Below are 26,467 nucleotides of genomic sequence, written 5' to 3' on the forward strand. Positions count from 1 at the left end.
GTGAAGAGGCTGGCAAGCGAGCCCCGGCAGGGCTGGAAGCAGAAGATCGAAGAGCAGGGCCTGGTCTTTTCCTCCACCACCATGGATGACGGGCGCCGGATTGAATACTGGAACGAGTCGGCCTACTACGAGTTCACCATGGACGAGGTGGAAACCCTGGAGCTCGCCGCCGAGGAAATGCACCGGATGTGCCTGGAGGCCGCCAAGTTCCTTGCCACCGGGGCCATGGGCAGCATAGGCATCGGCCCGCAGGCCCTGGAACTGGCCGCCGAATCCCTGCAGGCCGGCGACGTGGACGTCTACGGCCGGTTCGACTTCATCTACGACGGCCAGGGCGGCCCGGCCAAGATGCTCGAATACAACGCGGACACGCCCACAGGCCTGATCGAAGCCGCCGTGGCCCAATGGTTCTGGCTGCAGGATGTCCATCCGGAGAAGGATCAATGGAACGGCATCCATGAAGCCCTGATCCGGCAGTGGAAGAAATTCCAGTACCGCACCGGGATGAGCACCCTGCACGTTGCCCATTCCGAGGTGGAGGAGTCCGGCGAGGACTGGATGACCGCCGCCTACATGCGCGACGTTGCCAGCCAGGCCGGGTGGACCACCATCGGCATCAATATGTCCGATATTGGATGGGACCCCAACCTGAACCGGTTCGTGGACCTGGACAACTTCATGATCAGCACCATCTTCAAGCTGTACCCCTGGGAGCTGATGATGAAGGAGGAGTTCGGCCCCCGGCTGCTGGAGCGCGCCCACAACCCGCGGTGGGTGGAACCGGCCTGGAAGATGCTGCTCTCCAACAAGGCCCTGCTCGCGGCGCTGTGGCACCTCTACCCCAACCACCCCAACCTGCTGCCGGCCTACCTCACTGACCCGGGGCCGCTGAAGGAGTGGGTGGCCAAGCCCCTTCACGGCCGGGAAGGCGACAACATCCGCATCCACGCTGAGGGCCTCACGCTGGAGCAGCCTGGCGGGTACGGCCGGGAGGGCTGGTGCTACCAGCAGTACCACCCGCTCCCTGACTTCGACGGCAACCGCCCCGTCCTGGGCCTGTGGGTGGTGGACGGTGAATCCGTGGGCTGCGGCATCCGGGAATCGGACGGGCCGGTGACGGACTATTTCTGCCGCTTTGTCCCCAACACCATTGACGCGCCGGCTCCGCTTTCCGCGGTGGCCGGCTCCACCAAGGCAGGAATCATCCTATGAGCACGGACATGACGACGGCGGGAAGCCACGGCGGCGGGGGTGGCACCCCCGTCCCGGGCAAGGGGCTGCGGGCAGGGATCCTGGACCTGGGCGACTCCGTGATGCTGGGGCTGGCCTCCACCGCCCCGGTGTACTCGCTGGCCGCCACCCTGGGCCTGATCGTTGCCGTCAACGGCAACTACACACCGCTGATCCTCCTGCTGGGCTTCGTTCCGGTCCTGTTCATTGCCTACGCCTTCAGGGAGCTGAACAGTGCCATCCCGGACTGTGGCACCACGTTCACCTGGTCCCGTCAGGCCTTCGGCCCCTGGGCCGGCTGGCTGGGCGGCTGGGGCGTGGCGCTGGCCGGGGTCGTGGTCCTGGCCAACCTGGCGCAGGTGGCAGGCCAGTACCTGTGGCTGTTGGTGGGTGACGGATCCCTGGCACAAAACAAACTGCTGGTCACCGGGACCGGCCTGCTCTTCATCGTGCTGATGACCCTGGTGAACTACCGCGGGATCCGGCTGGGTGAGCACGTCCAGCGGGTCCTGACGTACGTCCAGTACATTGCGCTGGGCATCTTTGCCCTGGCAATCGTCATGCGGATCGTGGGCGGGGCGCCGGAGGGCCAGGCCTTCGACTTCGAATGGTTCAACCCGGTGGGCGCTTTTGCCGAGCCCGGCGCCGTGGTGCACGGCGCCCTCCTTGCCCTGTTCATCTATTGGGGCTGGGACACCTGCCTGGCGGTCAACGAGGAAACCGAGGACCCGTCCACCACGCCGGGCCGTGGCGCGGTCATCTCCGCTTTCGTGCTGGTGGCCATCTACGTTTCGGTGGCGCTGCTGGTGATGATGTACGCCACCGTGGGGTCCGAGGGCATCGGTCTGGGCAACGAGGCCAACCAGGACGACGTGTTCCTGGCCATGAAGGATGTGGTGCTGGGGCCGTGGGGATGGCTGATCGTCGTTGCCGTGCTGGCATCGGTGCTGTCCTCCACGCAGACCACCATCCTGCCCACCGCCCGCGGCACCCTGTCCATGGGTGTGCACGGCGCGCTGCCGGCCAAATTCGCCGAGGTGCACCCGCGCAACCAGACCCCGGGTTTTTCCACCAAGGTGATGGGCGGGGCAGCCGCTGCCTACTACGTGGCCATGAGCTTCCTGAGCGAGAACCTGCTGGCCGACTCCATCAGCGCCATCAGCCTGTTCATCGCGTTCTACTACGCCCTCACCGGGTACGCCTGCTTCTGGTACTTCCGCGGAACGCTCCGGGACTCGGCCCGGAACCTCTGGTTCCGCGGCATCCTTCCCCTGGCCGGGGCGCTGCTGCTGACCGCCGCGTTCTTCATCTCGGCAGTCCAGATGTGGGACCCGGCCTACGGCGACACCCGGATCTTCGGCGTCGGCGGCGCTTTCGTCAGCGGCGTGGTCCTGCTGGCCCTCGGCGTCGTCCTGGCCGCCGCCTGCCGGTTCCTGCCCGCCACCCGCGCTTACTTTGAGGAGAAGCTATGACCGCCGCATCATCGGACATCCTGGACCTCGATTCCCTTCTGTCGGCGGAGGAACTGGAGCTCCGGCAGAAGGTCCGTGACTTCACCCGGCAGCGGATCAAGCCGGATATAGCCCGCTGGTATGAGGAAGCCGTCTTTCCCCGGGAGCTGGCGACGGAACTGGGCGAACTCGGCGTCCTGGGCATGCACCTGGAGGGCTATGGCTGCCCGGGCCGGTCCGCCGTCGAGTACGGCCTCGCTGCGATGGAACTGGAGGCCGGCGACTCCGGCATCCGCACCTTCGTGTCCGTCCAGGGTTCGCTGGCCATGACCGCCATCCACACCTGGGGCTCCGAGGAGCAGAAGCAGGAGTGGCTGCCCCGGATGGCCGCCGGCGAGGTGATCGGCTGCTTCGCCCTGACAGAGCCAACGGCCGGCTCGGACCCCGCCTCCATGGCCACCTACGCCACAAAGGATGGCAGCGGGGACGACGCCGGCTGGGTGCTCAACGGCACCAAGCGCTGGATCGGGCTGGCCTCCGTGGCCGGCGTGATGGTGGTGTGGGCCATGACGGACGACGGCGTGCACGGCTTCCTGGTGCCGGCCGGAACCCCTGGCGTCACAGCCACGCCCATCCAACAGAAACTGTCCATGCGCGCCTCCATCCAGTGCGATGTGGTGTTCGACGGCGTCCGGCTGGGTCCGGAGGCCCTGCTGCCGGGTGCACGGGGGCTGCGCGGCCCGTTCACCTGCCTGAACGAGGCCAGGTACGGGATCGCCTGGGGTGCCATGGGCGCCGCCCGCGATTCCTACGAGGCGGCGCTGGAATATTCGCTGGGGCGGCTGCAGTTCGGCAAGCCGCTGGCAGGCTACCAGCTCACGCAGCAGAAGCTGGTGGACATGCTGGTGGAGATCCAGAAGGGCACCCTGCTGGCGCTGCACCTGGGCCGGCTCAAAGACGCGGGGACCATCCGGCCCGAGCAAATCTCGCTGGGCAAGCTGAACAACGTCCGCGAGGCCATCAGGATCGCCCGCGACGCCCGCTCCATCCTGGGCGGCAACGGCATCACCACGGACTACTCGCCGCTGCGGCACGCCGCGAACCTGGAATCGGTCCGGACCTATGAGGGTACCGACGAGGTGCACACCCTGGTCCTGGGCCGGCACATCACGGGCCTGGGCGCCTTCCACTGATCGCCTGCCCCAACTGGGGTGGTCAAGCGGAGAAACCGCCGTCGGCCTTGACCAGCTGCCCGGACACCCAGCGGCCGGCGGGTGAAAGCAGGAAAGCCACGGTTCCGGCAACATCCGCGGGGGTGCCCAAACGGCCGCCCGGCTGCTGCGCCGTGAGCTCTTTCCGAACTTCCGGGGTCATCCAGCCGGTATCCACCGGGCCGGGGTTGATGACGTTCGCCGAAATCCCCTGCGGACCCAGCTCGCGGGCGGCAGCAATCACGATCCTGTCCAGCGCCCCCTTCGAGGCTCCGTAGGGAAGGTTGAACGCTGTGTGGTCGCTGGTCAGCGCAACGATCGCGCCGCCGTCGTCCGTTGCCTGCCGAGCGAACGCGGCGATGAGCTGCCAGCTGGCGCGGGTGTTGACCGCGAAATGCCGGTCGAAGGACTCCACGGTGGTGTCCAGCACGCCGGAGTCAACCGACTCCGCGTGGCTGAGCACCAGGCCCTGCAGCGGTCCGGACAGCTGAACGGCCTCGGCCATGAGCCGGTCCGGGACGCCGGGATCCTGGAGGTCGGCGGACAGGACGTGGACCTTGGCGCCAATGGCTTCCAGCTCCGCGGTCAGCCGGACCACGTCTTCGGGTTCGCTCCCCCACGGCATTCGGGCGTCGTACTCGGCCCAGTAGGACAGGACCAGGTCCCAGCCGTCCGCCGCAAGCCGGCGGGCAATTCCCGCGCCGATGCCGGCCAGCCGGCCCACACCGGTGACCAGGGCAACGGGGCGGGCAGGGGCCGGTGCGAGGGGTTCCATCCGACCAGCCTAGCGGCGCCGCGATTCAGGCCGCGGCGGGCGCCGCTTCCCGCGGGCTGTGGTGCCGGCGGATGGTCGCGCTGATGACCGCCGCGATGGTGCACATCGCGGCCGCGCCGAACCAGGCGTAGGTGTAGTGCCCGGTCGCGTCACGGAGGGCTCCGGCGGCAACGGCGGCGGCTGCCGCGCCAAGCTGGTGCGCTGCAAAGACCCATCCGAAGACCACGCTGCCGTCAGCTCCGAACGTTTCGCGGCAGATGGCTGCAGTGGGTGGGACGGTGGCCACCCAGTCCAGCCCGTAGATCACCACGAACACGATCATGCTGGGCTGGACCTCGGCATTCAGCAGCAGCGGAAGCACCAGCAGGCCGATCCCGCGGAACTGGTAGTAGACAGCCAGCAGGACGCGGGGGTTGAACCGGTCCGTCAGCCAGCCCGAGGCGATGGTCCCGATGATGTCGAAAATCCCGACCACGGCCAGCAGGCCCGCGGCAGTGGTTTCGGGCATGCCGTGGTCGTGCGCGGAGGGGATGAAGTGGGTGCCGATCAGGCCGTTGGTGGTTGCGCCGCAGATGGCGAACCCCGCCGCGAGGGCCCAGAAGGTCCTGACCTTGCTGGCGCGCCGGAGGACCTGCAGCGCACGGACGGCAGCGTTGGTGCGGGGGCCGCTGTCCGGCACTGGTGCGGCCTCTTTCGCCTCGACGTCCACCGGCGCAGCTCCATACGGCAGCACCCCGACGTCGGCCGGCGAGTTCTTGAGGAACTTCAGCACCAGCGGGACCACGGCCAGGGCGCCGGCGGCGATCAGCAGCGAGGCCTGCCGCCAGCCGGGGTCCTGGGCGAGCATGGCGATGAAGGGCAGGAAGACCAGCTGTCCGGCGGCGCTGCCGGCAGTGAGGATGCCAATCACCAGCCCGCGGCTTTTGGTGAACCACGTGTTGGCGATGGTGGCGGCGAAGACCAGGGCCATGGAGCCCGTACCGAGCCCGATCAGCAGGCCCCAGGTCAGCAGGATCTGCCAGGACTGGTTTACCAGGACGGTCAGGGCGCTGCCCATGCCGATCAGGACCAGGGCGGTTGCCGTCACCGCCCGGATGCCGAAGCGTTCCATCAGGGCGGCCGCGAACGGGGCGGTCAGGCCGAAGAGGACCAGGTTGATGCTGACCGCAGAGGACAGGACCGTGGTGGACCAGCCAAACTCCTGCTGGAGCGGGACCATGAGGACGCCGGGTGCAGCCCGGAAGCCTGCCGCGCCCACCAGCGCCATGAATGCGACGGCGGCGACGATCCAGGCGGGATGCAGGCGGCGGCGCGGTCCCCGCGGGGTGTGCAGCGAGGCCGTGTCCGCTGTTTCCCCGGGCAGGGCGCTCATGCGGCCGTTCCGTTCCCTGCGGCGGTGGACAGCCGGATGGGCTGTTCGGACCGGGAGCGGCTGTGCCAGCTGGTGTTCGCCGCGGTGAGCCGTTCTCCGCATTCGCTGCAGGTATCCGCCGAGCTGGTGGCTTTGCCGCAGCCTGAATGGATGACATACAGGTGCGCCTGGTCGGAGGGTGCGGGCAGGTGCTTTTCCGCCCAAAGAGTGACCGCGTTCAGGACCGGCAGCGCGTCTTCACCCTTGGGGGTGAGGACGTACTCCTGGCGGGTGCGGCCGCCGTCGTCGTAGGCCTTCTTCTCGAGCAGCCCCGACTCCACCAGGCCTGCCAGCCGTTTGGTGAGCACCGAGTCCGCCACCTCCAGCCGGCCCTTCATGGCGTCGAAGCGCCCGTTGCCGAAGAAGACCTCGCGGAGGACCAGGATGGACCAGGGGTCACCCAGGATGTCCAGCCCGCGGGCCATGCTGCAGTTGCGTCGGGACCAGTCGGATCGAAGAGGCATACCTTGAACGCTAGCTGACTTTCTTCAAGAAAGCCATACCTGTCGCGAGATCCCGCGGGGGTGGATTACGGGATGTTCGAGAAAGCCTGGTCCAGGTCCGCGATCAGGTCTTCCTTGTCCTCAATGCCGCAGGACAGGCGCAGCAGGTTCACGGGAACGGCCAGTTCCGTGCCCTTGACCGAAGCGTGAGTCATTTCGGACGGGTAGTTCATGAGCGACTCGATGCCGCCGAGGGACTCCGCCAGGGTGAAGACGGAGGTGGACTCGGCCACCTTGCGGGCGGCTGCCTCACCGCCCTTGAACTGGACGGAGACCATGCCGCCGAACTTGCGCATCTGCTTTTTGGCGAGCTCGTGGCCGGGGTGGTCCGGCAGGCCCGGGTACAGGACAGCCTCCACCTCGGGGCGCTCCAGCAGCCACTCGGCCACGGCCTGCCCGTTCTCGCTGTGCCGGTCCATCCGCACGCCCAGGGTCTTCAGGCCGCGGGTGGTGAGGAACGCATCCATGGGGCCGGACACCGCACCGACGGCGAACTGCACGAAGCCGATCTTCTCCGCCAGTTCCGCGTCCTTGACCACGACGGCCCCACCCACGACGTCCGAGTGGCCGCCGATGTACTTGGTGGTGGAGTGGACCACAACGTCGGCACCGAGGGCGAGCGGGTTTTGGAGGTAGGGGGACGCGAAGGTGTTGTCGACCACCAGGAGGGCCCCGGCGTCGTGCGCGATGTCGGCGAGCGCCACAATGTCGGTGATCTTCATCAGCGGGTTGGACGGCGTTTCCACCCACACGAACCGGGTCTTGTGCGCGGCCACCGCATGGCGGACCCGGTCAAGGTTGGCCATGTCCACCGGAGTGTTGCCGATCCCCCAGTCCCCCAGCACCCGGCTGATGAGCCGGTAGGTGCCGCCGTAGGCGTCGTTGCCCAGCACAATGTGGTCGCCGGGGCGGGTGAGCGCGCGGATGAGGGCGTCCTCCGCGGCGAGCCCGGAACTGAAGCTGTAGGCGTGGGTGCCCAGTTCCAGCGCCGCGAGCTGTTCCTGCAGCGCGTCCCGCGTGGGGTTGCCGCCGCGCCCGTATTCGTAGCCGCTGCGCAGGCCGCCGATGCCGTCCTGGGCGTAGGTGGAACTGAAGTGCAGCGGCGGAACCACCGCGCCGGTGCGGGGCTCGAAGGCCTGGCCGGCGTGGACGGCGCGGGTGTTGAAACCTTGGTTTCCAGAGGCAGTCATGATGCTCCTTTTGGGTAGCGCAGATCAGTTGCTGAGGTAGGCCAGCAGGTCGTGCCGGGTGAGGATGCCCACGGGGGCGCCCACGAACGTGACCATCAGGGTGTCCGCGTCCGAGAGCAGTTCCCGTGCCGCGGAGATGGTTTCCAGTGAGCCGATCACGGGAAGCTTGGGTCCCATGTGTTCGGAGATCTTGTCCGTCAGCTTCGCTTCGCCGCGGAACAGCTTGGCGGTCAGGGTGCGCTCATCCACGGCGCCCAGGACCTCACCCATGACCACGGGCGGTTCCTGCGAGAGGACCGGGATGTGGCTGACGCCGAACTCGTTCATGATGTTGATGACGTCGCGCACCGACTCGTTGGGGTGGATGTGCACCAGGTCCGGCAGTTCGCCGTTCTTGGATTTGATGACCTCCCCCACGGAGGTTTCCTCGCCGCCGGAGAGGAAACCGTAGGAGCGCATCCACTGGTCGTTGAAGATCTTGGCCAGGTAGCCGCGTCCGGAGTCGGGCAGGATGACCACGACGACGGCGCTCTCCGGCAGGTCCTTGGCCGCCTGCAGTGCGGCTACCACGGCCATGCCGGAGGAACCGCCCACCAGCAGGCCCTCCTCCCGCGCCAGGCGCCGGGTCATGGCAAACGAGTCAGCATCGGAGACCGCGATGACGTCGTCAGGGATGGTCTTGTCGTAATTCGCCGGCCACATGTCCTCCCCGACGCCCTCCACGAAGTACGGACGCCCGGTGCCGCCTGAGTAGACAGAACCTTCCGGGTCCGCGCCGATGATCCGGACCACCCCGCCGTCGGACTCCGGCCTGTCAGCCGAGACCTCCTTGAGGTACCGGCCGGTCCCGGTGATGGTGCCGCCGGTGCCGGCGCCGATGACGCAGTGCGTGACCTTGCCCTCGGTGTCCCGCCAGATCTCCGGGCCGGTGGTCTTGTAGTGGCTGCCGGGCGCGGCGGGGTTGGAGAACTGGTCCGGTTTGAAGGCGCCCGGGGTCTCGCGGGTGATCCGGTCCGAGACGCCGTAGTAGCTTTGCGGGCTGTCCGGTGGAACGGAGGTGGGCGTGACCACCACTTCGGCGCCGTAGGCCTGCAGCACGGCACGCTTGTCCTCGCCTACCTTGTCCGGGACCACGAAGACGCACTTGTAGCCTTTTTGCTGCGCCACCAGGGCCAGGCCTACGCCGGTGTTGCCGGACGTTGGCTCCACGATCGTGCCGCCCGGCTTCAGCTTGCCCTCGCGTTCGGCGTCCTCGATCATCTGCGCCGCGATGCGGTCCTTGATGGAACCGCCGGGGTTCAGGTACTCCAGTTTGACCAGGACGGTGGCTTTGATCCCGTCGGTCACGTGGTTCAGTTTGATGAGCGGCGTATTGCCGATGAGGTCCAGGATGGACTGGGCGTACTTCATAGATACAAAGCTACCGCTTCCTGCAGGCCGTTCCCCGCTCGGGATGCGAGGATAGCCCGGTGATGCAGTTCGCATGGCTGAAAGCCACCCGCAGCTACCTGCTGCCCGGCGCAACCCTGGCGGCAGGCCTGGCCACCCTCGCCGTCGGTGCCCTCCCCCTCACGGCCTTCGGCGAACTGGCCGGACGCACCATTCCCATCCTGGCCTTCGTGCTGGCCATGTCCATGGTGACCGAACTGGTGGATGAGGCAGGACTTTTCCGAGTGGTGACGGACCGCTTGGCCGCCCTGGGCAGGGGCCGCGTTTTCACCCTGTGGCTGCTGGTGGTGGCAGTGGCCACGGTGGCCACCGTGTTCCTGTCCCTGGACACCACCGCGGTGCTGGTCACACCCGTGGTGGTCCTGCTGGCCGTCCATGCCCGGATCCCGCCGCTGCCGTTCGCGTTGACCAGCATCTGGCTGGCCAATACCGCCTCCCTGCTGCTGCCCGTGTCCAATCTGACCAACCTCCTGGCGCAGGACCGGCTGGGCCTGAGCCCTTGGCGCTTCGCCGGGCTGGTGTGGGCTCCGGCACTGGTTGGCCTGCTGGTCCCCCTTGCCCTGCTGTGGCTGGCGTTCCGGCGGGACCTGCGCGGAACCTACGGTCCCCAGCCTGCCCGTCCTGTCCGCGACCGGACCCTGCTGAAAGCCGCGGGGATCACGCTGGTGGTCCTGCTGCCCGCGCTGGTGTCCGGACTGCCGGTCCAGTACCCGGCACTGGCCGCCGCCGCCGTCCTGGTGGCGGTCTTCCTCCGGCGCCGGCCCTCGGCCCTGCGGTGGTCCATGGTGCCCTGGCGGCCGCTGATGCTGACGGTTGGGCTGTTCATGCTGATGGAGGCCCTGCACGCGCACGGCCTCACCACCCTGCTGGCGGGTGTGGCCGGGACCGGGGACAGCCTGCCTGCCCTCCTGCAGCTGGCCGGCCTGGGCGCCGGCGCGGCGAACGCGGCCAACAACCTTCCCGCCTACCTGGCCCTGGAACCGGTGGCGGGGTCGCCCGCCAGGCTCGCTGCACTGCTGATCGGGGTCAACCTGGGACCGCTGGTGACGCCGTGGGCGTCGCTGGCCACCCTGCTGTGGCATGAGCGGCTCCGGGTATTGAACGTGCCCATCAGGTGGGGCGGGTTCGCAGCGGCGGGACTGGTGGCGGTGGTCCTGACTGTGCCGCTCGCGGTGCTGGCACTGTGGGCCGTGTCCGGGATGCCCTGAGCAACGGCACGGCTTATCCCACGAACATCAGCCAGAGGATTACGGCAGGGAGGAACGCCTGGCCGATGCCGCTGATCCACAGCCGGGGTTCACTGATGATCAGCACGACGCCGAGGATGGCGTGGGCAACGGACATCATGGCCACGATGGTCCGGCCCACCGTGACCTGACCGGCATTGGCGAGGACCACCCCGGATATCCCGAACAAACCCCAGACGATGTTGTAGAACCCCACGTTGATGGTCCAAAGGCGCACAGCGGAAGTATCTTCCGGCCTGATCAGGAAGATGGGATGGAGGCGCTGGTCCGTGTACCGGAAAGCTTCCAGCAGGCCCACAGTGATAAGGGTTATCCCGGTGATGACTGCAAGCACCTGGATGACCGTACTCAAGGGCGCGTCCTGCTGCCCCGGCGCCGGCGCATGCTATGCGCCGCCCTCGTTTCCGGGGAGGTTCTCCCAGAGACCCAACACGTTGCCCTCGGGATCCTTGAAGTAGGCCGTGCAGCCCATGCCGGGAACTTCGTTCTTGGGTATCAGGACCGAACCGCCGGATTCCTCGACGGACTTCAGTGTTGAGTCGATATCCGGCACATCGATGGTGATGACCGGGCTGGTGATCTGTCCTTCGCGGGCCATCATCCCGCCGTTGATGGCCCCTGGCGTTGTTGACTGGCCGGCGTCGTCCATGTCCGTGGTGATGACCATGCTGTAATCCATGCCCGGCACCGGTTCGATCCGCCAGCCCAAGGCCTCCTGGTAGAACTTCCTTGCCCGCATCTGGTCGTCCGCGGGAATCTCGAAATGCACTACTCCGCCCATCGTTGCCCTCCGTGTCCTTCTGGTTCTCTGTCGATTGGGTGCCTGGTGCGCCCGACGCCTGGGTGCCACCCGCGGTGATCCTAATCCGGGGCCAGGAAGCGCAGAAGGGCCGATGGTCCCGCCACTGTCGGCGGTCCGTGGGACGATGGAAGACATGACGATCGCAGAGGCACCTCCCCGGCTGGCAGCCGCGGCGGACGTGTCCCTGCGGTGGTATCCGGATGGTCCCTACAGTCTTTCCCGGACCCTGGGGCCGCTCCTGCGCGGCAACAGCGATCCCTCCTTCTGCGTCCAGGGTGACGTTATCTGGAATGCGTTTACGACGCCGGACGGCCCGGCGACCATGCGGCTCGCCTCCGCGGGCGGCGGCGCCGCAGGCACCCCGCTGGTGGACATCCAGGCGTGGGGGCCCGGCGCCGCAGCAGCCGTGAAGGCGGCACCCCGGCTGCTGGGTGCCGACGACGACTGGCAGGGTTTCGACGAACCGGCCTTCCATTCGACACTGCCACGCATGGTGCAGGAGGCCCGCCGCCGCGCCCTGGCGGTCCGGCTGCCGGCAAGCGGGCGGATGGTGGACCAGCTGGTGCCGATCATCCTCGAACAAAAGGTAACGGTCATCGAGGCGCGGCGCGGCTACCGCTACCTGGTGCACCGCTACGGGACTCCGGCGCCGCGGGCCGGGATGTCCACGCCGGCCGGGCTGGTGGTGGCGCCGACGGCGGCGCAGTGGCTGCAGGTTCCCAGCTGGGAGTGGCACAAGGCAGGGGTGGGTCCCCAGCGTTCGGCCACTGTCATGCGTGCGCTGCGCTCCGCCGTCGCGCTTGAACGCCTGGCCGTGCTGCCTGCGCTGGTGGCGGGGGAAAAGATGCAGGTCATTCCGGGCATCGGAGCCTGGACGGCCGCCGAGGTGGTCCAGCGCACCCACGGCTGCCCGGACTCCATTTCGGTGGGTGACTACCATCTCGCGGCGTATGTGGGGGCGGCACTGACCGGACGCAGGACCGATGACGCCGGGATGCTCAAGCTGCTGGAGCCTTGGCGGGGACACCGGCAGCGCGTGGTCCGGATGATCCAGAGCACCGGGTTCCGCAAGCCCACCTTTGGCCCGCGGATGACCATCCAGGACCACCGGGGGCACTGAATAACGCGGTGCTTCCGGCCGGTTGAAACCGCTTGATCTCCGCGCCAGAGGGTACGGAGCCAGTATGGGGCGCCCCGCCGGGTGCCATCCCCGTCCGGTTGGACGGCACCAGGCTGGCAAACACCGTCGACCGAAAGGATCCCATGAGCTCCGAACCAGGCAGCACTTATCCCAACTCCGAGGCTGTGCCCGGAACGTCCCAGGATCCCGCCGTCCTGGATCCGGACGCCCAGGATCCGGGCGCCGAGGAGAAGCTCAGGCTGCAGCTGGCCATCTTCGACGTGTCGCGGGACGCCGAAGGCAGGAGCCTGGAAGAGATCCGGGACATGCTGCTTTCAGCCTTTGCCGCGCGCGGCGTCGCCCCGCCTCCCGGCACCTGGGTGGAGTCCGTGGCGTCGTCGGCGTTTTACGGTGAGCCCTACATCATCGACTACCCCACGGCTATTGCCGCGGACAACCTGGAACCGGCCCCGAACCCGGAGGTCCGCGAGCGGCTCGCCGCCCGGCGGGAACTGCGCGAGGTGCAGCTCCCACCCGGAATCTTTCCCTCCCAGGAGGAGTGGAATATCCCGGCCAACGAGGTCACCGGCGCGGCCAGCACCCGCAAGCTCTCCCCGGCGGGGTGGGAGGGCAGGGCGGTCCTGGCCGTGGCGGCGCTGGCAGCGGTGGCCGTCGCTGCAGTCGCGGCTATCCGGGCAGGCACCGGCCGCCGCCGCAGGGATGCCTAGAGCCCCAGCCGGGCCACCGCTTCCTCGCGCATCTGGACTTTGCGGATCTTCCCGGAGACCGTCATGGGGAAGCTCTCCCGGACCTCCACGTACCGGGGTATCTTGTAGTGCGCCAGACGCCCCCGGCAAAACTCTGCCAGGGAGGCGGCGTCAAGGGGCCCGGCACCCGGTTTGAGGATGATGCAGGCCATCAGCTCCTCACCGTACCGGGTGTCCGGGACCCCGATGACCTGGACGTCCTGGATGTCCGGGTGGGTGTAGAGGAATTCCTCGATCTCGCGGGGGTAGATGTTCTCGCCGCCCCGGATCACCATGTCCTTGATCCGGCCTTCCACCACCACATAGCCGTCGTCGTCCATGCGGGCCAGGTCCCCGGTGTGCATCCAGCCCTCCGCGTCGATGGCCTCGGCGGTCTTGTCCGGCTGGTCCCAGTATCCAGCCATGACGGCGTAGCCGCGGGTGCAGAGTTCGCCGATCTGCCCGCGTTCCAGGTCTTCCCCGGTGGCAGGATCCACGATCTTGCTCTCCAGTTGCGGCATGGTGCGGCCCACGGTCTCGGTGCGCTGCTGCAGCGTGTCGCCCTTGCGCGTCATGGTGGACACCGGCGAGGTCTCCGTCATGCCGTAGCAGATGGCCACGTCCACCATGTTCATCTCCGCGATAACCCGGTTCATTACCTCGATGGGACACAGTGAGCCCGCCATGACCCCGGTGCGCAGCGTGGAGAGATCGTACGAACCGAAATCGGGCAGCGCGAGCTCGGCGATGAACATGGTGGGCACGCCGTACAGGGAGGTCCCCTCGAAGTCCTGGACGGCCTCGAGCGCGGCGGCGGGCGAGAAGCCACGGCCCGGAATGATGGTCGCGGCACCGTGGCTGAGCGCATTCAGGTTGCCGATCACCATCCCGAAGCAGTGGTAGAAGGGCACCGGGATGACCACGCGGTCACGCTCCGTATAGCCCAGCAGTTCACCGATCGCGAAGCCGTTGTTCAGGATGTTGTGGTGGGTCAGCGTGGCGCCCTTGGGGAAGCCTGTGGTGCCGGAGGTGTACTGCAGGTTGATGGGATCGTGCGGGCTGAGTTCGGCCATGCGGGCCAACAGGCGCGAGTGCCCGACGGCGTCGGCACGCTTGAGCAGCTCGCCGTAGGTCAGCTCCGCATCGCCTTCCGGGCTGCCGGCGTTCAGCGCATCCAGGCCGTGGTCCGGAAGGAAGACGAGCTCCTGCAGGTCCGGGCAGGTGAGGAGGGCCTGGCGGCCCATGGCCACGTAATCGCTGTTGGTGTCCGACGGCGCCGTGACCAGCATGCGCATGCCGTTCTGCTTGACCACGAATTCGAGTTCATGGCTGCGGTAGGCCGGGTTGACGTTGACCAGGATGGCGCCGATCTTGGCGGTGGCGTACTGCAGCAGCGTCCATTCGGCGCAGTTGGGGCTCCAGATGCCCACCCTCTCCCCCTTGGCGACGCCCAGGGCGAGGAGCGCGCGGGCCAGCCGGTCGACGTCGTCGTTCATCTTGGTATAGCTCCAGCGGCGGGCATCGCCGCCCGGCACCGGCGCGGCCTCGATCAGGGCGTCGTGGAGGGGAAACTGCGCGGCGACGCGCTCAAAGTTCGCGCCAATGGTTTCCTCCAGGAGCGGGACGTCAGTGTCCCCGGCTGTGTAAGCACGCATGATGGCACGCTACCAACAGGATCCCGGCAGGAGAAGCAGGCCGGCACCGCAACACTGCCGGTTCGTTCCCGGGCGCCCGCTATTGTGAAATCCATGAGTGCACCCATTGACCTGATAGCAACGTTCATCCCCAACGACGGCGAGTTCCACCGCGTCAAGCTGGCCCTGGAAATCGCCATCGACGAGGTGGTGAAGGAGCCAGGCTGCATCCAGTACGAACTGACCGAAGCCACCGAGGAGAAGCTTGTCCTGACCGAGCAGTGGGCCTCCCAGGAGGACCTGGACAGGCACTCCAAGGGCATCGCGGTGCAGGACCTGAACGAATCGCTGAGCGCCCTGCTGGCCGAACCGGTCAAGGTGGAACGCGTCTAGCGCAACCGGTTAAACGCAGAATGCGGGACCTCCGGAGGTCCCGCATTCTGCGTTTAACCGGGTCTTAGAAGTCGGGGATCTGGGTGCCGTCCTGCGGTCCGCCCTGGCCGGCAGGCTTGCCCGCCGCGGCTGCCGCTTCCTCGCGCTGCTTGGCCACATGGGCGTGGACTTCTTCCATGTCCAGCGCCTTCACGGCGTCAACCACCTGTTCCAGCTGCTGGGCGTTCAGCGCGCCCGGCTGGGAGAACACCAGCACCTTTTCGCGGAAGGCCATCAGTGTGGGGATGGAGGTAATGCCTGCCTCCGCCGCGAGCTGCTGCTCCGCTTCGGTGTCCACCTTGGTGAAGAGGACGTCCGGGTGCTTCTCGGAAACGGTGGAGTACGTGGGCCCGAACTGCTTGCAGGGACCGCACCACTCTGCCCAGAAATCGACCAGGACAATGTCGTTTCCTTCGATCGTCGATGCGAACTGTTCACCTGTGATGTCAAGGGTAGCCATGTGTCTACGCTACGCGCCCGGGACTGCCCGTGTCGCGGATGTTCGCTCCCCGCGTCATCGGGAATACCGGGCGGACGACGCCGGCCGGCCGGGTCAGGCGGTGGCATCCCACAGGTGCGGGGCGGGGGTGCGGCTGCCGGGGAGGGCGATGGAGGCGCGCCATTCGTGGATCCATTCGGGGAGGACCAGGTCCTCCGGCGGGGTGCCGAACTCCGCGAGGATGTCGTCCTGGCTGACCGGACCGCCCTTGGTGACCAGCCGGGTGGCGATATAGGCACGGGCGTAAATCTCGCCGTCGGCCACCATCCTCTGCTCGAAGAAGATCGCCTTGGTGTCCAGCCCGATGATGCGGGTCTCGATGGCGTACTCCTGCCACAGCTGCAGCGACTTGCGGAAGGAGATGGTTTCCGCGGACACCACAGGGCTCCAGCCGCGGCGGCGCATCCGCTTCCAGACGCCGCTGCGCACCATGAGGTCGAACCGGCCCAGGTCCATCAGGGACAGGTACATGCCGTTGTTGACGTGCATGGCGATGTCGATGTCCGTCGGCAGGACGCGCAGGGGCAGGGACGCCGGGTCCCACACCGCTAACTGCGGACGGCGGCCGGAGCGGAAGAGCAGGAGGAGGGTTCTCAGGAGCAGGTGCATGCCCCCATGTTACCCGCGGGTAACATTTTCCGGCAGGGCCCCCGCCAGCAAGTATCCAGGCTCCCGGCGTCGAGTAGCAGTCCCGGTCCGGGCGAGTAGCGGGCCTTGAAAGTCGGGTAATCCCTACTGGTGCCCGGCCGTTGGCATGCTTCCTAGACTCGGGATTCCTAGGACCAAACATGCACTGGCAGGTCCGCCGGGTGGCTTCCGGCCGTTCCTGCCTTCACGCGGAGCTCCGCATCTTCTGGGTGTGCGGATGACTCCATACTGCGCCGCCATTGGCTCCGGCAGCCGCCGGAGCCGGCGGTGCACTGGCATCTCGATCCGTCCAATGTCTTGGCGCGCACCGCATCGCCACGGCTTGGACCGAAACCTGATGGGCAACCCATGAAACAGCCAACAATCCCCTCCCCCGACAACGCGAGCAGAAGCTTCGCCACCGACGAACCGCGTACCGACCTCACCACCGGCCGCCCGGCCATCAGCAACAAGCTATGGGCCGGCATGGCCACCGCGGCGGTGGTGGCCGCAGTGGGCGTCGGCGCACTTGCAGCACCACCGGTGTCCCTTGACGGGAGCACGACGGCGGCGGCCCAGGTGGCGGAGGCCGCCCCACCACCGCCCAGCGCCGCGTCCGAACCAAGTGACGCGGCCGGGCCCGGTGCCGCAGCAGTGCCCGCAGCCGCGGCACAGCCGGAAGCACCCGCGGCAGAGGCGCCCCCTGCCCCGCCAGTGGAACCTGTTGCCGCTCCGGCCCCGGCGCCTGAGCCGGCCCCCGCACCCGAACCTGCGGGTGACCCCAACCTGTACACGGTGATCCCGGGAGACACCGTGGGCGCGATCGCGGCCGCCCATGGCGTGGACATGAATGCCATGCTGGCCGCCAACGGATTGGGTGCCTTCAGCATCATCTTCCCGGGCCAGACGCTTCTGTTGACGGGGCCGCCTATCGCCGTCGCCGAGCCCGCACCTGCTCCGGCTCCCGCGGCCGCCCCCGCCGCCGCAGCAGCACCGGCGGCTGCACCGGCACCCGCCCCGGCTCCCGTCGTCGTGCCGGCTGCTCCTGCCGTCCGGACCATCTACGTGGCAGGTTCGGGTGGCCAGTCCATGGTGGACGCGTGCATCGGGCCGATCCACTACACCCCCAATGATGGATTCTCGCTGTTCATCACCGAGCACGATTTCTGCGGCGGGTGGGCCCGGTTCTCGGGCATCGGCGTGGGTGAGGCGGTAAGCATCCCGGGTTATGGAACGTACACGGTGACCGGGCGAGGCACGGTCCCGAATCCCGGAACCACCAACGACGTCATCGCGGTCTTCGGCGGCTTCCCCAGGGCCATCCTGCAGACCTGCATTCCGGGAACCAGCACGATGCTCCTGATCGCGCTGAACTGAAGCTCCGGAATTCATGAGCTTGTCCGCGGATCCGAACCTTGAAGGCCCGGATTCGCGGACAAGGGCATGATGCGCTACACGGTGTGGCGTTCTGAGATGTGCTCCACCAGTTCACCCACGCGCTGTTCGGAGTAGTTGCGGGCAATATCGCCCTGGCTGATGATGCCCACCAGTTTGTGGTCCGAGATCACCGGGAGCCTGCGGATCCGGTGCTCCTCCATCATGCCGATGGCTTCATCGATGTTGGCATCGGCATCAACGCAGTACGGCTTGCCGGAGGCCAGGTCGCGGGCCATCATCTGTCCGGGGTCGCGGCCGGCGGCAACGCATTTGAGCACAATGTCGCGGTCGGTGATCATGCCCTTCAACTTGCCGTCGTCACCGCAGATGGGAAGCGCCCCGCAGTCGAGGTCCTTCATCATGCGGGCCGCGTCCACAAGGGACTCGTTTTCCCTGATACATCGCGCATCAGTGGTCATGAATTCACGTACGGCACTCACTGAATCCTCCTTCATCGATGGGAAATATCGACGCAGGGCATCGGGGCACATGCGCCGATGCTGCCAGATTACGCCCGCACCACCATGGTGTCGACGGCGCAGCGACGCCCTGCCGGAAGGCTGCGCGGTGGATCCAGGGCAACGAAAAAGCCTCCGGAACCTGATGGTTCCGGAGGCTTTTCCTTGGGTGGCAGATGAGGGATTCGAACCCCCGTAGGCGTTGCCAGCTGATTTACAGTCAGCCCCCTTTGGCCGCTCGGGTAATCTGCCGAACTTCAAAAGAAGTACCCGCCGATGCAGTGTTCGGAAGGAACGTTTCCGGCCCTTTCCGCTTCAGTAACCGCGGGCAAGACAACTTTACAGAACTTCCGGCGAAGAATCGAATCGGGGGCGCCACCGCCGCAAAACCGGCAAAACGGCGCGGAATTCCAGCCGTCAGCCCTCCCCCAGGATCCGTCCTGCCAGCTTGGCTTCGAAGCTCAGGGCCTGCTCCTCAGTGATCTGGTTCAGCTGCACGGCCCGCTGCAGGTCTGCCCGCACGCCATCCATCCGCGACGAGGCGTCGGCCACGGGGCTGAAGACAATTGAAGCCGCCACGGCAGCGGCCGCCACCGAAGACGCCGCCGCTGCCACCGCCCCTGCTGCTGTCGTAGTGCGGGTAACGTATCGGGCGGCTTTGCGGTGCATGGTGTTCCCTTCAACTGCGGTCCATCTGCTCCAACTCTCGCCAGCCCGCCTTCGTTCCCCCGGTGCGTCCGCTGAGAGGGAACTGTGAATGGGCCGCCCCCACCGGCCCGGGCATCCGTATTAGGCTGGATGCCAGTGATCCAGGCCCTGTATCCGCGGGGCTCCCATCAACAAAGGAGAGTCATGGCAGGCGAGTCAACGTTCGACGTCGTAAGCAAAGTGGACAAGCAGGAAGTGGCCAACGCGCTCAACCAGTCCCAGAAGGAAATCGCCCAGCGCTATGACTTCAAGGGCGTTGGCGCCGAGATCGACTTCAGCGGCGAGAAGATCCTGATGAAGGCCAACTCGGAAGAGCGCGTGAAGGCCGTCCTGGACGTCTTCCAGTCCAAGCTGATCAAGCGCGGCATCTCACTGAAGTCCCTGGACGAGGGGGAACCCTACGCCTCGGGCAAGGAGTACCGCCTGGAGGCCTCCATCAAGGAAGGTATTGCCCAGGACCTGGCCAAGAAGATCAACAAGCTCATCCGCGACGAAGGGCCCAAGTCGGTCAAGTCGCAGATCCAGGGCGACGAACTGCGCGTGTCCTCCAAGTCCCGCGACGACCTGCAGGCCACCATGGCCCTGCTGAAGGACTTCGAGGAAGCCGACCTGCAGTTTGTGAACTTCCGCAGCTAGCCCTTCCCGCCGTCGTTCCCGACGCGCAACCCGTTGGACGACACGCAAAAAGGCTGGCGCACCCCGGATTCGGGGCGCACCAGCCTTTTTTGCGCGTCACAGGTGACCATGCGCGTCGGCAGAGCAGGTGCGCGTCGCCACGCGGGGTCCGAAGGCGGGTTCCCGGCTACAGCTGGCGGCCCGCCATCCGCTCCAGCCGGGCAATCCGGTCCCGCATGGGCGGGTGGGTGGCGAACAGCTTGTTCATGGCGCCGCCGCGGAAGGGGTTGGCGATCATCAGGTGCGAGGCGTTGACCAGCCGCTGGTCCTGCGGCAGCGGGGCAATGCCGACGCCGCGCTCAATCTTGGCCAGGGCTGAGGCGAGCGCCAGCGGATCCCCCGTGAGCTGTGAACCGTCCTCGTCGGCGTCGTACTCCCTGGTTCGCGAGATGGCCATCTGGATCAGCGAGGCAGCAAAGGGCGCCAGCAGTGCCATGGCGATCATGGCCAGCGGGTTGGCGTTGCGCCGGTCACCGCCGCCGAAGAACAGGAGCATCTGCCCCACCGACGTGATGACGCCGGCGACGGCTGCGGCCACGGACGAGGTGAGGATGTCGCGGTTATACGCGTGCATCAGCTCGTGGCCCAGGACGCCGCGGAGTTCGCGGGCATTGAGGAGCTGAAGGATGCCCTCGGTGCAGCAAACGGCGGCATTCTGCGGGTTGCGTCCGGTGGCGAAGGCGTTGGGGTTCATGGTGGGCGAGACGTAGATCCGCGGCATGGGCTGGTTGGCACGCGTGGAGAGCTCGCGGACAATCTGGTACAGCTGCGGCGCCTGGGCTTCGGTCACCGGGAAGGCCTGCATGGAGCGGATGGCGATCTTGTCGCTGTTCCAGTACCCGTAGAACGTGGTGCCGACGCCGACCAGGGCCATGATCCAGATGGGCGCCGAACTGCGGGTCCCTACACCGATCAGTCCGCCCAGGCCCAACAGCACCGCCCACAGCACGCCGAACAGTGCCGCGGTCTTCAGGCCATTGTGATGGTTGTGCACGTTTCCTCCTTGCTTAAGGAACGGCTTGCTAGGGCACCGGGTTCCGGGCATCGTACTTCCGGAAGCCGGGCTGCAGTTTTGCCGCCAGCCACGCCCCCGCGATGCACAGCACACCGCCAACCAGCAGGACCCAGCCCTCATTCAAAAGCTTAGTCGCGCCGCCGGCCAGCAGGTCCCCGATCCGCGGCCCGCCGGCCACCACCACAATGAACACGCCCTGAAGGCGTCCGCGCAGGTGGTCGGGCGCCGCGGCCTGGAGGATGGTGTTGCGGAAGACGCTGCTGATGGAGTCGGCGATCCCGGCCAGGGCGCAGCAGGCGGCCGCGGGCAGCAGCCACAGGGTCACCGCACCGTCCGGCGCCGGCCCCGCGAGGAGCACCACCAGCCCGAACGCGCCGATGGACGCGCCCCACCCCATCACGGAGATGACGACGGCGGTCCCCTGGCGGCGCACGCTGCCCAGCGGGCCGGAGAACAGGCCCGCCAGGAAGGCCCCGACGGCGGTGCAGGCCAGCAGGATGCCCACGGTGGCCTCGCCGCCGCCGATCATAAGGGCGGCAACGGCGGGCAGGAGGGCCCGCGGCTGGGCAAGGATCATGGCCACGAGGTCGATGATGAAGGTCATCCGGAGGTTGGGCCGCGTTCCCAGGAAGCGGAATCCTTCAATCACGGAACGGATTCCTACTTTGCTGCGGGTACCTGCCGGCGGCATCGGCGGCAGCCGGTAGACAGCCCACAGGACGAACGCGAAGCTGGCGAAGTCGATGGTGTAGGTCCAGCCGAACCCCAGCCACGCCACCAGGACACCGGCCAGCAGCGGCCCGGCGGTCATGGCAAGGCCAAGCGACAGCATGCTCAGGGCGTTGGCGGCCGGCAGGAGTTCCTTGCGGATGAGCATGGGGATGATGGCGCTCCGCGCCGGCTGGTTGATGGCCTGGGCCCCGCTTTGCAGCGCCACCAGCAGGTACAGGACCCACACGTTGCCCAGCTGCACCCAGGCCTGCAGCGCGATCAGGCCGGTGGTCAGCCAGAGCACGGTGGTGGCCAGCAGGGCAATGCGCCTGCGGTCGTGGGCGTCGGCAATGGAGCCGCCCATGAGTCCACCGAAAACCAGGGGAACCAGCGCGAACATGCCGAGGAGGCCCACATAGAAGCTGTCCTGCGTCAGGCGGTATACCTCCAGGCTTACGGCCACCAGGGTGAGTTGGCTGCCGACGGCGGACACTGCCGATCCCAGCCACAGCCGGCGGAATGCGGGGCTTTCCCTGAGCGGCGTGACATCGGCAAGTAATTTCCCCACTCCGTAACAGTAATGGCCGACACGGCCAGGTTAGCCGCACCTTATTGTGAGTTGCTCAAAATAAGTGTTTCAATGGAGCCATGACGGAGCACTTTGACGGCCAGGACGCGTGGGCTGCAGCCCTGCGCGCCCACGGACGCAGGGTGACCAAGCAGCGGCTGGCTGTACTCGCCGCCGTCGAACGCCACCCCCATTCCCCTGCCGAAAGCATCCTTGCCGCCGCCCGGACCGAGCTGCCGGAACTCACGGCCCAGTCCGTCTACGTGGTCCTCGGCGACCTGACGGACCTGCACATGCTGCGCCGGTTCGAGCCGCCGCACTCCCCCGCCCTGTATGAGACGCGCGTGGGCGACAACCACCACCACGCCATCTGCATCAGCTGCGGCCGCGTGGAGGATGTGGACTGCGCCGTCGGCCATGCCCCCTGCCTGACGCCGCACTGGAACCCGGACGCCAAGCCGATGACCATCCAGATCGCGGACGTCATGTACCAGGGCATCTGCCAGGAATGCCAGCAGGCCCAACAGCTTCCTCCCCACAGTCCCTCGCAAGAAAAAGAGAAATAGGAGAACAATGACTGCCGTTTCCACAACCCAGTCAGGTGCGCCGGTTACGTCCGACGCTCACTCGAAGTCAGTTGGTGCCGATGGTGCCATCATCCTGACCGACCACTACCTCGTTGAAAAGCTCGCCCAGTTCAACCGCGAGCGGGTTCCGGAGCGCGTAGTGCACGCCAAGGGCGGCGGCGCATTCGGCACGTTCAAGACCACCGAGGACATCTCCAAGTACACCAAGGCCGCGTTCCTGCAGCCCGGCGTCGAGACCGAGATGCTGATCCGCTTCTCCTCCGTCGCGGGCGAGAACGGTTCCCCGGACACCTGGCGCGACCCCCGCGGTTTCGCCGTAAAGTTCTACACCACCGAGGGCAACTACGACCTCGTGGGCAACAACACCCCCGTCTTCTTCATCCGCGACGGCATCAAGTTCCCGGACTTCATCCACTCCCAGAAGCGCCTCCCGGGCACCCACCTGCGTGACGCCGACATGCAGTGGGACTTCTGGACCCTGTCCCCCGAGTCCGCCCACCAGGTCACCTGGCTCATGGGTGACCGCGGCCTGCCCGCCTCCTGGCGCGAGATGCAGGGCTACGGCTCGCACACGTACCAGTGGATCAACGCCGAGGGCGAGCGCTTCTGGGTCAAGTACCACTTCAAGTCCAACCAGGGCGTGAACTCCATGAGCTCCGAGCAGGCCGAACAGCTCGCCGGCTCGGACGCCGACTTCTACATCCGTGACCTGTCCGAGAACATCGCCGCGGGCAACTTCCCGTCCTGGGACCTGCACGTGCAGGTGATGCCGTACGAGGACGCCAAGACCTACCGCTTCAACCCGTTCGACCTCACCAAGGTGTGGCCGCACGCGGACTACCCGCTGATCAAGGTGGGCACCATGGAGCTGAACAAGAACCCGGAGAACTACTTCGCGCAGATCGAGCAGGCCACCTTTGCGCCGTCGAACTTCGTGCCCGGCATCGCCGCCTCCCCGGACAAGATGCTGCAGGCCCGCATCTTCTCCTACGCGGACGCACACCGCTACCGCGTGGGCACCAACCACGCCCAGATCCCGGTGAACCAGCCCAAGAACCAGGTCAACAACTACAGCCAGGACGGGCAGGGCCGCTTCCTGTTCAACGCCCCCTCGGTTCCGGTCTACGCGCCGAACTCCGTGGGCGGCCCGGCTGCCGTGGAGCCGCAGAACCCGGCCGGCGGCTGGGAGAACGACGGCGAGCTCACCCTCTCCGCGCACACCCTGCACGCCGAGGACGGCGACTTTGTCCAGGCCGGAACGCTGTACCGCGAGGTCTACGACGAGGCCGCCAAGGCCCGCTTCCTGGAGACCATCAGTGGAGCCGTGGGCGGCGTGCAGAGCCCCGGCATCAAGGAACGCGCCATCCAGTACTGGACCAACGTTGACGCAGAGCTCGGTGCCAAGCTGCGCGCCAACCTCGGCACCGTGGCTGCCCCGTCGGCGCCCACCTCGGATGCAGAGTCCGCCAACAAGATCGGCTGACCTGCCTGCCGGCTGAACTGAAAAACACCCCGCCACGGTCATCCGTGGCGGGGTGTTCTGCTGTCCGGTCCCGGTTGTGCACATACGGCACCGGGGATCTGGCCGCTGGCGGCCGGCAGCCGTAGGCTCCGTAAATGAACACTTTCGCAGGTATTCCCCCGGAAGCCTTCCGCTTCTACGCGCAGCTGGAGGACAACAACAACCGCGACTGGTGGCTGGAACACAAGGCAACGTATGACGCCTCGGTCAAGGAGCCGCTCGCCCTCCTGCTCTCCGAGCTGGAGCCCGAGTTCGGACCTGCCAAGCTCTTCCGACCCAACCGGGACATCCGTTTCTCGTTGGACAAGTCGCCGTACAAGACTGCCCAGGGAGCATTTGCCGCACGCCAGGAAGGCGTGGGTTTCTACCTCCAGATCAACGCAGATGGACTGTTGATAGGCGGCGGCTACCACTCCCACACGCCCGCCCAACTGGCACGGTTCCGCGCCGCCGCCGACGCCTCCGCCAGCGGCGCCGCCCTGCAGGGCATTGTGGATGCCGTGGCAGGGGCCGGCTTTGCCATCGAGGGTGAGAAGCTGAAAACCGTCCCGCGCGGTTTCGACAAGGACCATCCCCGCGCCGAACTGCTCAAGCACAAATCGCTGTCCGCGGGTGTCGAGGTGGGCCAGCCGGAATGGGTGTCAACACCGGCCGCGAGGGACCGGATCGCGGAACGGTGGCGGGAGCTGCGGCCGCTCGTGGAATGGGTTGGCCGGTACGCGGCGCCGTGACCGGAACGCTGCAACAGGGGTACGGGCCGGCAGGAAACCAGGAAGCGCCGGAAACGCAACTGCCCGCCCGGCGCAGGCCGGGCGGGCAGTTCAGCATCAGCCGGTGAGGCCGGCCGTCAGGTCCGGCTCAGCTCATCTTCGTCCGCCGGCTCCACCGAGGAACCGGGTGTTCCGGTAGCCAATGGGGTGCCGTTGACCGACGCGTTCGCCTCGGCGAAGCGCTCGTTGAGCCGTGAGTGGCGCTGGCCGTACGCGAAGTAGATGGCCAGGCCCAGCACCAGCCAGAAACCGAAGAAGATCCAAGTCTCCACGGCGAGGTTGGTCATCAGGTACAGGCACAGCACGGCAGACACGATGGGGACCACCTTGCCGAACGGGACGCGGAACGCGGGCTTCAGGTCCGGGCGCTTCTTGCGGAGCACCAGGATGCCCAGGCTGACCACGACGAACGCCGACAGGGTGCCGATGTTGATCATTTCCTCGAGCAGGTCAACGTTGGTCAGGCCCGCCACCAGCGCAACCGCTGCGCCGCAGATGATCTGGAGGCGGGCCGGCGTGGAACGCTTGTCACTGGTCTTGGAGAGGGCCCGGGGCAGCAGTCCGTCGCGGCTCATGGCCAGCACCACGCGGGACAGGCCCATGAGGAGCACCATGATCACGGTTGTCAGGCCCACGAGGGAGCCGAAGGCGATGACCTTGGCGGCCGAGGTGTCGCCCACGGCTTCGAAGGCGGTGGTGAGGGTGGGGCTCTTGGCTTCAGCGAGCTGGGTGTAGGACACCATGCCGGTCAGGGCCAGGGATACGAGGATGTAGAGCAGCGTGACCAGGGCCAGTCCGCCGAAGATGCCGCGGGGCAGGGTCTTCTGCGGGTTCTTCACCTCCTCGGCAGAGGTGGCCACCACGTCGAAGCCGATGAAGGCGAAGAACACCAGGGCGGCACCGGCGAAGATGCCCATGGTGCCGTACTGGGCGGGAGCGGCGCCGGTCAGGAAGCCGAAGAAGGACTGCTTCAGGACGTCCGCAGCGCCATTGCCGGCCGTGGGCTCAGCTGCAGGAACGAACGGCGTGTAGTTCTCGAACTTCACGTAGGTGAAGCCCACCACGATCACGAACAGCACCACGGCGATCTTGATCAGGGTGAAGATGTTGCCCACGCGGGCGGAAAGCTTGGTGCCCAGCACCAGCAGCACCGTGAAGATGGCCACGATCAGGAAAGCGCCCCAGTAGAGGTCCACGCCTCCCAGCGAGATGGCCGGCGGGACGTCCAGGCCAGTGAGCGCGAAGACCTTGCTGAGGTAGATGCCCCAGTATTTGGCGATCACGGCGGCGGCCGTGAACAACTCGAGGATCAGGTTCCAGCCGATGATCCAGGCAAGGAGTTCACCCATGGTGGCGTAGGTAAAGACGTACGCGGAGCCGGCCACGGGGATGGCGGTGGCGAACTCGGCGTAGCACATGATGGCCAGCGCGCAGGTGACCGCGGCGATCGCGAAGGAGAGCGTCACGGCGGGACCTGCAAAGTTGGCAGCGGCTTTGGCGCCGACCGAGAAGATACCGGCGCCGACAGCAACGGCGACGCCCATGATCATGAGGTCCCAGGTGCTGAGGGAACGCTTGAGCTTGCGTCCGGGCTCATCGGCGTCGGCGATCGACTGCTCGATGGATTTTGTCCGCAGAAGGTTCATTAGGGGGTCACAATCCTGGTTTGTGAGGGAAACAGACCTATCA

General features: G+C 67.0%; 27 protein-coding genes and 1 tRNA gene. 12 read left to right on the forward strand and 16 right to left on the reverse strand.

Features of this window, described 5'->3' with window-relative positions; translation table 11 throughout:
• The 3 genes from NIBR502770_RS12820 to NIBR502770_RS12830 are packed head-to-tail and all read left to right on the forward strand — an operon-like array spanning position 1 to position 3,874.
• A complete protein-coding gene (locus tag NIBR502770_RS12820) occupies positions 1 to 1,212 on the forward strand; it encodes a glutathionylspermidine synthase family protein (protein ID WP_141159705.1) in 1,212 nt (403 codons plus the stop codon).
• Positions 1,209 to 2,702 carry an APC family permease gene (locus NIBR502770_RS12825; protein WP_141159704.1) on the forward strand — a complete coding sequence of 498 codons (1,494 nt, stop codon included), beginning with the start codon at positions 1,209 to 1,211 and terminating at the stop codon, positions 2,700 to 2,702. The genes NIBR502770_RS12820 and NIBR502770_RS12825 overlap by 4 nt, the downstream gene beginning before the upstream one ends.
• Positions 2,699 to 3,874, forward strand: a complete 1,176-nt coding sequence (locus NIBR502770_RS12830) for an acyl-CoA dehydrogenase family protein (protein ID WP_141182157.1) — start codon at positions 2,699 to 2,701, stop codon at positions 3,872 to 3,874. The genes NIBR502770_RS12825 and NIBR502770_RS12830 overlap by 4 nt, the downstream gene beginning before the upstream one ends.
• 22 nt (positions 3,875 to 3,896) lie before the next feature.
• Here the strand turns inward: NIBR502770_RS12830 and NIBR502770_RS12835 are convergent, their stop codons facing one another.
• The 5 genes from NIBR502770_RS12835 to NIBR502770_RS12855 form a co-directional block, all read right to left on the reverse strand.
• Positions 3,897 to 4,667, reverse strand: coding sequence for an SDR family oxidoreductase (locus NIBR502770_RS12835; protein WP_141182158.1), 771 nt, complete (start codon positions 4,665 to 4,667; stop codon positions 3,897 to 3,899).
• 25 nt (positions 4,668 to 4,692) lie between these two features.
• Positions 4,693 to 6,039 carry an MFS transporter gene (locus tag NIBR502770_RS12840; RefSeq protein ID WP_141182159.1) on the reverse strand — a complete coding sequence of 449 codons (1,347 nt, stop codon included), beginning with the start codon at positions 6,037 to 6,039 and terminating at the stop codon, positions 4,693 to 4,695.
• Positions 6,036 to 6,542 (reverse strand): helix-turn-helix domain-containing protein, encoded by a 507-nt coding sequence (locus NIBR502770_RS12845; RefSeq protein WP_141182160.1) that lies wholly within the window; start codon positions 6,540 to 6,542, stop codon positions 6,036 to 6,038. Before NIBR502770_RS12845 ends, NIBR502770_RS12840 begins: the two co-directional genes overlap by 4 nt.
• Positions 6,543 to 6,607: 65 nt before the next feature.
• The gene (locus NIBR502770_RS12850; protein WP_141159699.1) at positions 6,608 to 7,771 is read right to left on the reverse strand and encodes a cystathionine gamma-synthase; all 1,164 of its coding nucleotides are present in this window, start codon (positions 7,769 to 7,771) and stop codon (positions 6,608 to 6,610) included.
• 24 nt (positions 7,772 to 7,795) lie between these two features.
• Positions 7,796 to 9,181, reverse strand: a complete 1,386-nt coding sequence (locus NIBR502770_RS12855; protein ID WP_141159698.1) for a cystathionine beta-synthase — start codon at positions 9,179 to 9,181, stop codon at positions 7,796 to 7,798.
• Between the two features lie 62 nt (positions 9,182 to 9,243).
• Between NIBR502770_RS12855 and NIBR502770_RS12860 the strand changes: the two genes are divergently transcribed.
• Entirely contained in the window at positions 9,244 to 10,428 is a 1,185-nt protein-coding gene (locus NIBR502770_RS12860) for an SLC13 family permease (protein ID WP_141183417.1), read from the forward strand.
• A 13-nt stretch (positions 10,429 to 10,441) separates the two neighbouring features.
• Here NIBR502770_RS12860 and NIBR502770_RS12865 read toward each other — a convergent pair whose 3' ends face one another.
• Complete coding sequence (locus NIBR502770_RS12865) at positions 10,442 to 10,819, reverse strand: DUF1304 family protein (RefSeq protein ID WP_141182161.1); 378 nt, start codon at positions 10,817 to 10,819, stop codon at positions 10,442 to 10,444.
• Positions 10,820 to 10,852: 33 nt separating this feature from the next.
• Complete coding sequence (locus NIBR502770_RS12870; protein ID WP_141182162.1) at positions 10,853 to 11,248, reverse strand: VOC family protein; 396 nt, start codon at positions 11,246 to 11,248, stop codon at positions 10,853 to 10,855.
• Positions 11,249 to 11,402: 154 nt separating this feature from the next.
• Here NIBR502770_RS12870 and NIBR502770_RS12875 point away from each other — a divergent pair, with 154 nt between their 5' ends.
• Together NIBR502770_RS12875 and NIBR502770_RS12880 are read left to right on the forward strand one after the other, a co-directional pair.
• Positions 11,403 to 12,389, forward strand: coding sequence for a DNA-3-methyladenine glycosylase (locus NIBR502770_RS12875; RefSeq protein WP_141182163.1), 987 nt, complete (start codon positions 11,403 to 11,405; stop codon positions 12,387 to 12,389).
• A gap of 143 nt (positions 12,390 to 12,532) precedes the next feature.
• A complete protein-coding gene (locus NIBR502770_RS12880; protein ID WP_141182164.1) occupies positions 12,533 to 13,117 on the forward strand; it encodes a hypothetical protein in 585 nt (194 codons plus the stop codon).
• Here the strand turns inward: NIBR502770_RS12880 and NIBR502770_RS12885 are convergent.
• The gene (locus NIBR502770_RS12885; RefSeq protein WP_141182165.1) at positions 13,114 to 14,790 is read right to left on the reverse strand and encodes an AMP-binding protein; all 1,677 of its coding nucleotides are present in this window, start codon (positions 14,788 to 14,790) and stop codon (positions 13,114 to 13,116) included. The genes NIBR502770_RS12880 and NIBR502770_RS12885 overlap by 4 nt on opposite strands.
• Positions 14,791 to 14,883: 93 nt before the next feature.
• On the opposite strand from NIBR502770_RS12885, the gene NIBR502770_RS12890 reads away from it, so the two are divergent.
• Entirely contained in the window at positions 14,884 to 15,162 is a 279-nt protein-coding gene (locus NIBR502770_RS12890; protein WP_141182166.1) for a putative quinol monooxygenase, read from the forward strand.
• A 64-nt stretch (positions 15,163 to 15,226) separates the two neighbouring features.
• Here the strand turns inward: NIBR502770_RS12890 and NIBR502770_RS12895 are convergent, their stop codons facing one another.
• Both NIBR502770_RS12895 and NIBR502770_RS12900 read right to left on the reverse strand, forming a co-directional pair.
• Positions 15,227 to 15,661 carry a co-chaperone YbbN gene (locus NIBR502770_RS12895; protein WP_141159691.1) on the reverse strand — a complete coding sequence of 145 codons (435 nt, stop codon included), beginning with the start codon at positions 15,659 to 15,661 and terminating at the stop codon, positions 15,227 to 15,229.
• 93 nt (positions 15,662 to 15,754) lie between these two features.
• Complete coding sequence (locus NIBR502770_RS12900) at positions 15,755 to 16,309, reverse strand: acyl-CoA thioesterase (protein WP_141182167.1); 555 nt, start codon at positions 16,307 to 16,309, stop codon at positions 15,755 to 15,757.
• 387 nt (positions 16,310 to 16,696) lie between these two features.
• On the opposite strand from NIBR502770_RS12900, the gene NIBR502770_RS12905 reads away from it, so the two are divergent.
• Entirely contained in the window at positions 16,697 to 17,704 is a 1,008-nt protein-coding gene (locus NIBR502770_RS12905; protein WP_141182168.1) for a LysM domain-containing protein, read from the forward strand.
• 74 nt (positions 17,705 to 17,778) lie between these two features.
• On the opposite strand, the gene NIBR502770_RS12910 is transcribed toward NIBR502770_RS12905, so the two are convergent.
• From NIBR502770_RS12910 to NIBR502770_RS12920, 3 genes are all read right to left on the reverse strand, one after another.
• Entirely contained in the window at positions 17,779 to 18,204 is a 426-nt protein-coding gene (locus NIBR502770_RS12910) for a CBS domain-containing protein (RefSeq protein WP_141159688.1), read from the reverse strand.
• A 188-nt stretch (positions 18,205 to 18,392) separates the two neighbouring features.
• Positions 18,393 to 18,474 (reverse strand) — tRNA-Tyr (locus NIBR502770_RS12915).
• 165 nt (positions 18,475 to 18,639) lie between these two features.
• Entirely contained in the window at positions 18,640 to 18,891 is a 252-nt protein-coding gene (locus NIBR502770_RS12920; RefSeq protein WP_141159687.1) for a hypothetical protein, read from the reverse strand.
• A 183-nt stretch (positions 18,892 to 19,074) separates the two neighbouring features.
• On the opposite strand from NIBR502770_RS12920, the gene NIBR502770_RS12925 reads away from it, so the two are divergent.
• On the forward strand, positions 19,075 to 19,566 hold the full coding sequence (locus NIBR502770_RS12925; RefSeq protein ID WP_141159686.1) for a YajQ family cyclic di-GMP-binding protein: 492 nt from the start codon (positions 19,075 to 19,077) through the stop codon (positions 19,564 to 19,566).
• A gap of 166 nt (positions 19,567 to 19,732) precedes the next feature.
• Here the strand turns inward: NIBR502770_RS12925 and htpX are convergent, their stop codons facing one another.
• The gene (htpX, locus tag NIBR502770_RS12930) at positions 19,733 to 20,599 is read right to left on the reverse strand and encodes a zinc metalloprotease HtpX (RefSeq protein ID WP_141182169.1); all 867 of its coding nucleotides are present in this window, start codon (positions 20,597 to 20,599) and stop codon (positions 19,733 to 19,735) included.
• Between the two features lie 28 nt (positions 20,600 to 20,627).
• Positions 20,628 to 21,899 carry an MFS transporter gene (locus tag NIBR502770_RS12935; protein ID WP_141182170.1) on the reverse strand — a complete coding sequence of 424 codons (1,272 nt, stop codon included), beginning with the start codon at positions 21,897 to 21,899 and terminating at the stop codon, positions 20,628 to 20,630.
• Between the two features lie 80 nt (positions 21,900 to 21,979).
• On the opposite strand from NIBR502770_RS12935, the gene NIBR502770_RS12940 reads away from it, so the two are divergent.
• The 3 genes from NIBR502770_RS12940 to NIBR502770_RS12950 all read left to right on the forward strand — a co-directional run bounded on the left by NIBR502770_RS12940 (position 21,980) and on the right by NIBR502770_RS12950 (position 24,739).
• Positions 21,980 to 22,465: a Fur family transcriptional regulator gene (locus NIBR502770_RS12940; protein WP_141182171.1), complete on the forward strand. Its 486-nt coding sequence runs from the start codon at positions 21,980 to 21,982 to the stop codon at positions 22,463 to 22,465.
• Positions 22,466 to 22,472: 7 nt separating this feature from the next.
• Entirely contained in the window at positions 22,473 to 23,969 is a 1,497-nt protein-coding gene (locus tag NIBR502770_RS12945; RefSeq protein ID WP_141182172.1) for a catalase, read from the forward strand.
• A 134-nt stretch (positions 23,970 to 24,103) separates the two neighbouring features.
• Positions 24,104 to 24,739 carry a DUF2461 domain-containing protein gene (locus tag NIBR502770_RS12950; protein ID WP_141182173.1) on the forward strand — a complete coding sequence of 212 codons (636 nt, stop codon included), beginning with the start codon at positions 24,104 to 24,106 and terminating at the stop codon, positions 24,737 to 24,739.
• A gap of 116 nt (positions 24,740 to 24,855) precedes the next feature.
• Here NIBR502770_RS12950 and NIBR502770_RS12955 read toward each other — a convergent pair whose 3' ends face one another.
• Positions 24,856 to 26,424, reverse strand: a complete 1,569-nt coding sequence (locus NIBR502770_RS12955; protein WP_141182174.1) for an APC family permease — start codon at positions 26,422 to 26,424, stop codon at positions 24,856 to 24,858.
• Positions 26,425 to 26,467: the final 43 nt, after the last annotated feature.

Source organism: Pseudarthrobacter sp. NIBRBAC000502770 (genome assembly GCF_006517815.1).
Classification (GTDB): Bacteria; Actinomycetota; Actinomycetes; order Actinomycetales; family Micrococcaceae; genus Arthrobacter; species Arthrobacter niigatensis.

Bases quoted from the DNA above. Each gene is read 5' to 3' on its own strand.
- NIBR502770_RS12825 (WP_141159704.1), top strand. From the start codon at position 1,209: ATGAGCACGGACATGACGACGGCGGGAAGCCACGGCGGCGGGGGTGGC.
- NIBR502770_RS12830 (WP_141182157.1), top strand. From the start codon at position 2,699: ATGACCGCCGCATCATCGGACATCCTGGACCTCGATTCCCTTCTGTCG.
- NIBR502770_RS12835 (WP_141182158.1), bottom strand. From the start codon at position 4,667: ATGGAACCCCTCGCACCGGCCCCTGCCCGCCCCGTTGCCCTGGTCACC.
- NIBR502770_RS12840 (WP_141182159.1), bottom strand. From the start codon at position 6,039: ATGAGCGCCCTGCCCGGGGAAACAGCGGACACGGCCTCGCTGCACACC.
- NIBR502770_RS12845 (WP_141182160.1), bottom strand. From the start codon at position 6,542: ATGCCTCTTCGATCCGACTGGTCCCGACGCAACTGCAGCATGGCCCGC.
- NIBR502770_RS12850 (WP_141159699.1), bottom strand. From the start codon at position 7,771: ATGACTGCCTCTGGAAACCAAGGTTTCAACACCCGCGCCGTCCACGCC.
- NIBR502770_RS12855 (WP_141159698.1), bottom strand. From the start codon at position 9,181: ATGAAGTACGCCCAGTCCATCCTGGACCTCATCGGCAATACGCCGCTC.
- NIBR502770_RS12860 (WP_141183417.1), top strand. From the start codon at position 9,244: ATGCAGTTCGCATGGCTGAAAGCCACCCGCAGCTACCTGCTGCCCGGC.
- NIBR502770_RS12870 (WP_141182162.1), bottom strand. From the start codon at position 11,248: ATGGGCGGAGTAGTGCATTTCGAGATTCCCGCGGACGACCAGATGCGG.
- NIBR502770_RS12875 (WP_141182163.1), top strand. From the start codon at position 11,403: ATGACGATCGCAGAGGCACCTCCCCGGCTGGCAGCCGCGGCGGACGTG.
- NIBR502770_RS12880 (WP_141182164.1), top strand. From the start codon at position 12,533: ATGAGCTCCGAACCAGGCAGCACTTATCCCAACTCCGAGGCTGTGCCC.
- NIBR502770_RS12885 (WP_141182165.1), bottom strand. From the start codon at position 14,790: ATGCGTGCTTACACAGCCGGGGACACTGACGTCCCGCTCCTGGAGGAA.
- NIBR502770_RS12890 (WP_141182166.1), top strand. From the start codon at position 14,884: ATGAGTGCACCCATTGACCTGATAGCAACGTTCATCCCCAACGACGGC.
- NIBR502770_RS12895 (WP_141159691.1), bottom strand. From the start codon at position 15,661: ATGGCTACCCTTGACATCACAGGTGAACAGTTCGCATCGACGATCGAA.
- NIBR502770_RS12900 (WP_141182167.1), bottom strand. From the start codon at position 16,309: ATGCACCTGCTCCTGAGAACCCTCCTCCTGCTCTTCCGCTCCGGCCGC.
- NIBR502770_RS12905 (WP_141182168.1), top strand. From the start codon at position 16,697: ATGAAACAGCCAACAATCCCCTCCCCCGACAACGCGAGCAGAAGCTTC.
- NIBR502770_RS12920 (WP_141159687.1), bottom strand. From the start codon at position 18,891: ATGCACCGCAAAGCCGCCCGATACGTTACCCGCACTACGACAGCAGCA.
- NIBR502770_RS12925 (WP_141159686.1), top strand. From the start codon at position 19,075: ATGGCAGGCGAGTCAACGTTCGACGTCGTAAGCAAAGTGGACAAGCAG.
- NIBR502770_RS12940 (WP_141182171.1), top strand. From the start codon at position 21,980: ATGACGGAGCACTTTGACGGCCAGGACGCGTGGGCTGCAGCCCTGCGC.
- NIBR502770_RS12945 (WP_141182172.1), top strand. From the start codon at position 22,473: ATGACTGCCGTTTCCACAACCCAGTCAGGTGCGCCGGTTACGTCCGAC.
- NIBR502770_RS12950 (WP_141182173.1), top strand. From the start codon at position 24,104: ATGAACACTTTCGCAGGTATTCCCCCGGAAGCCTTCCGCTTCTACGCG.
- NIBR502770_RS12955 (WP_141182174.1), bottom strand. From the start codon at position 26,424: ATGAACCTTCTGCGGACAAAATCCATCGAGCAGTCGATCGCCGACGCC.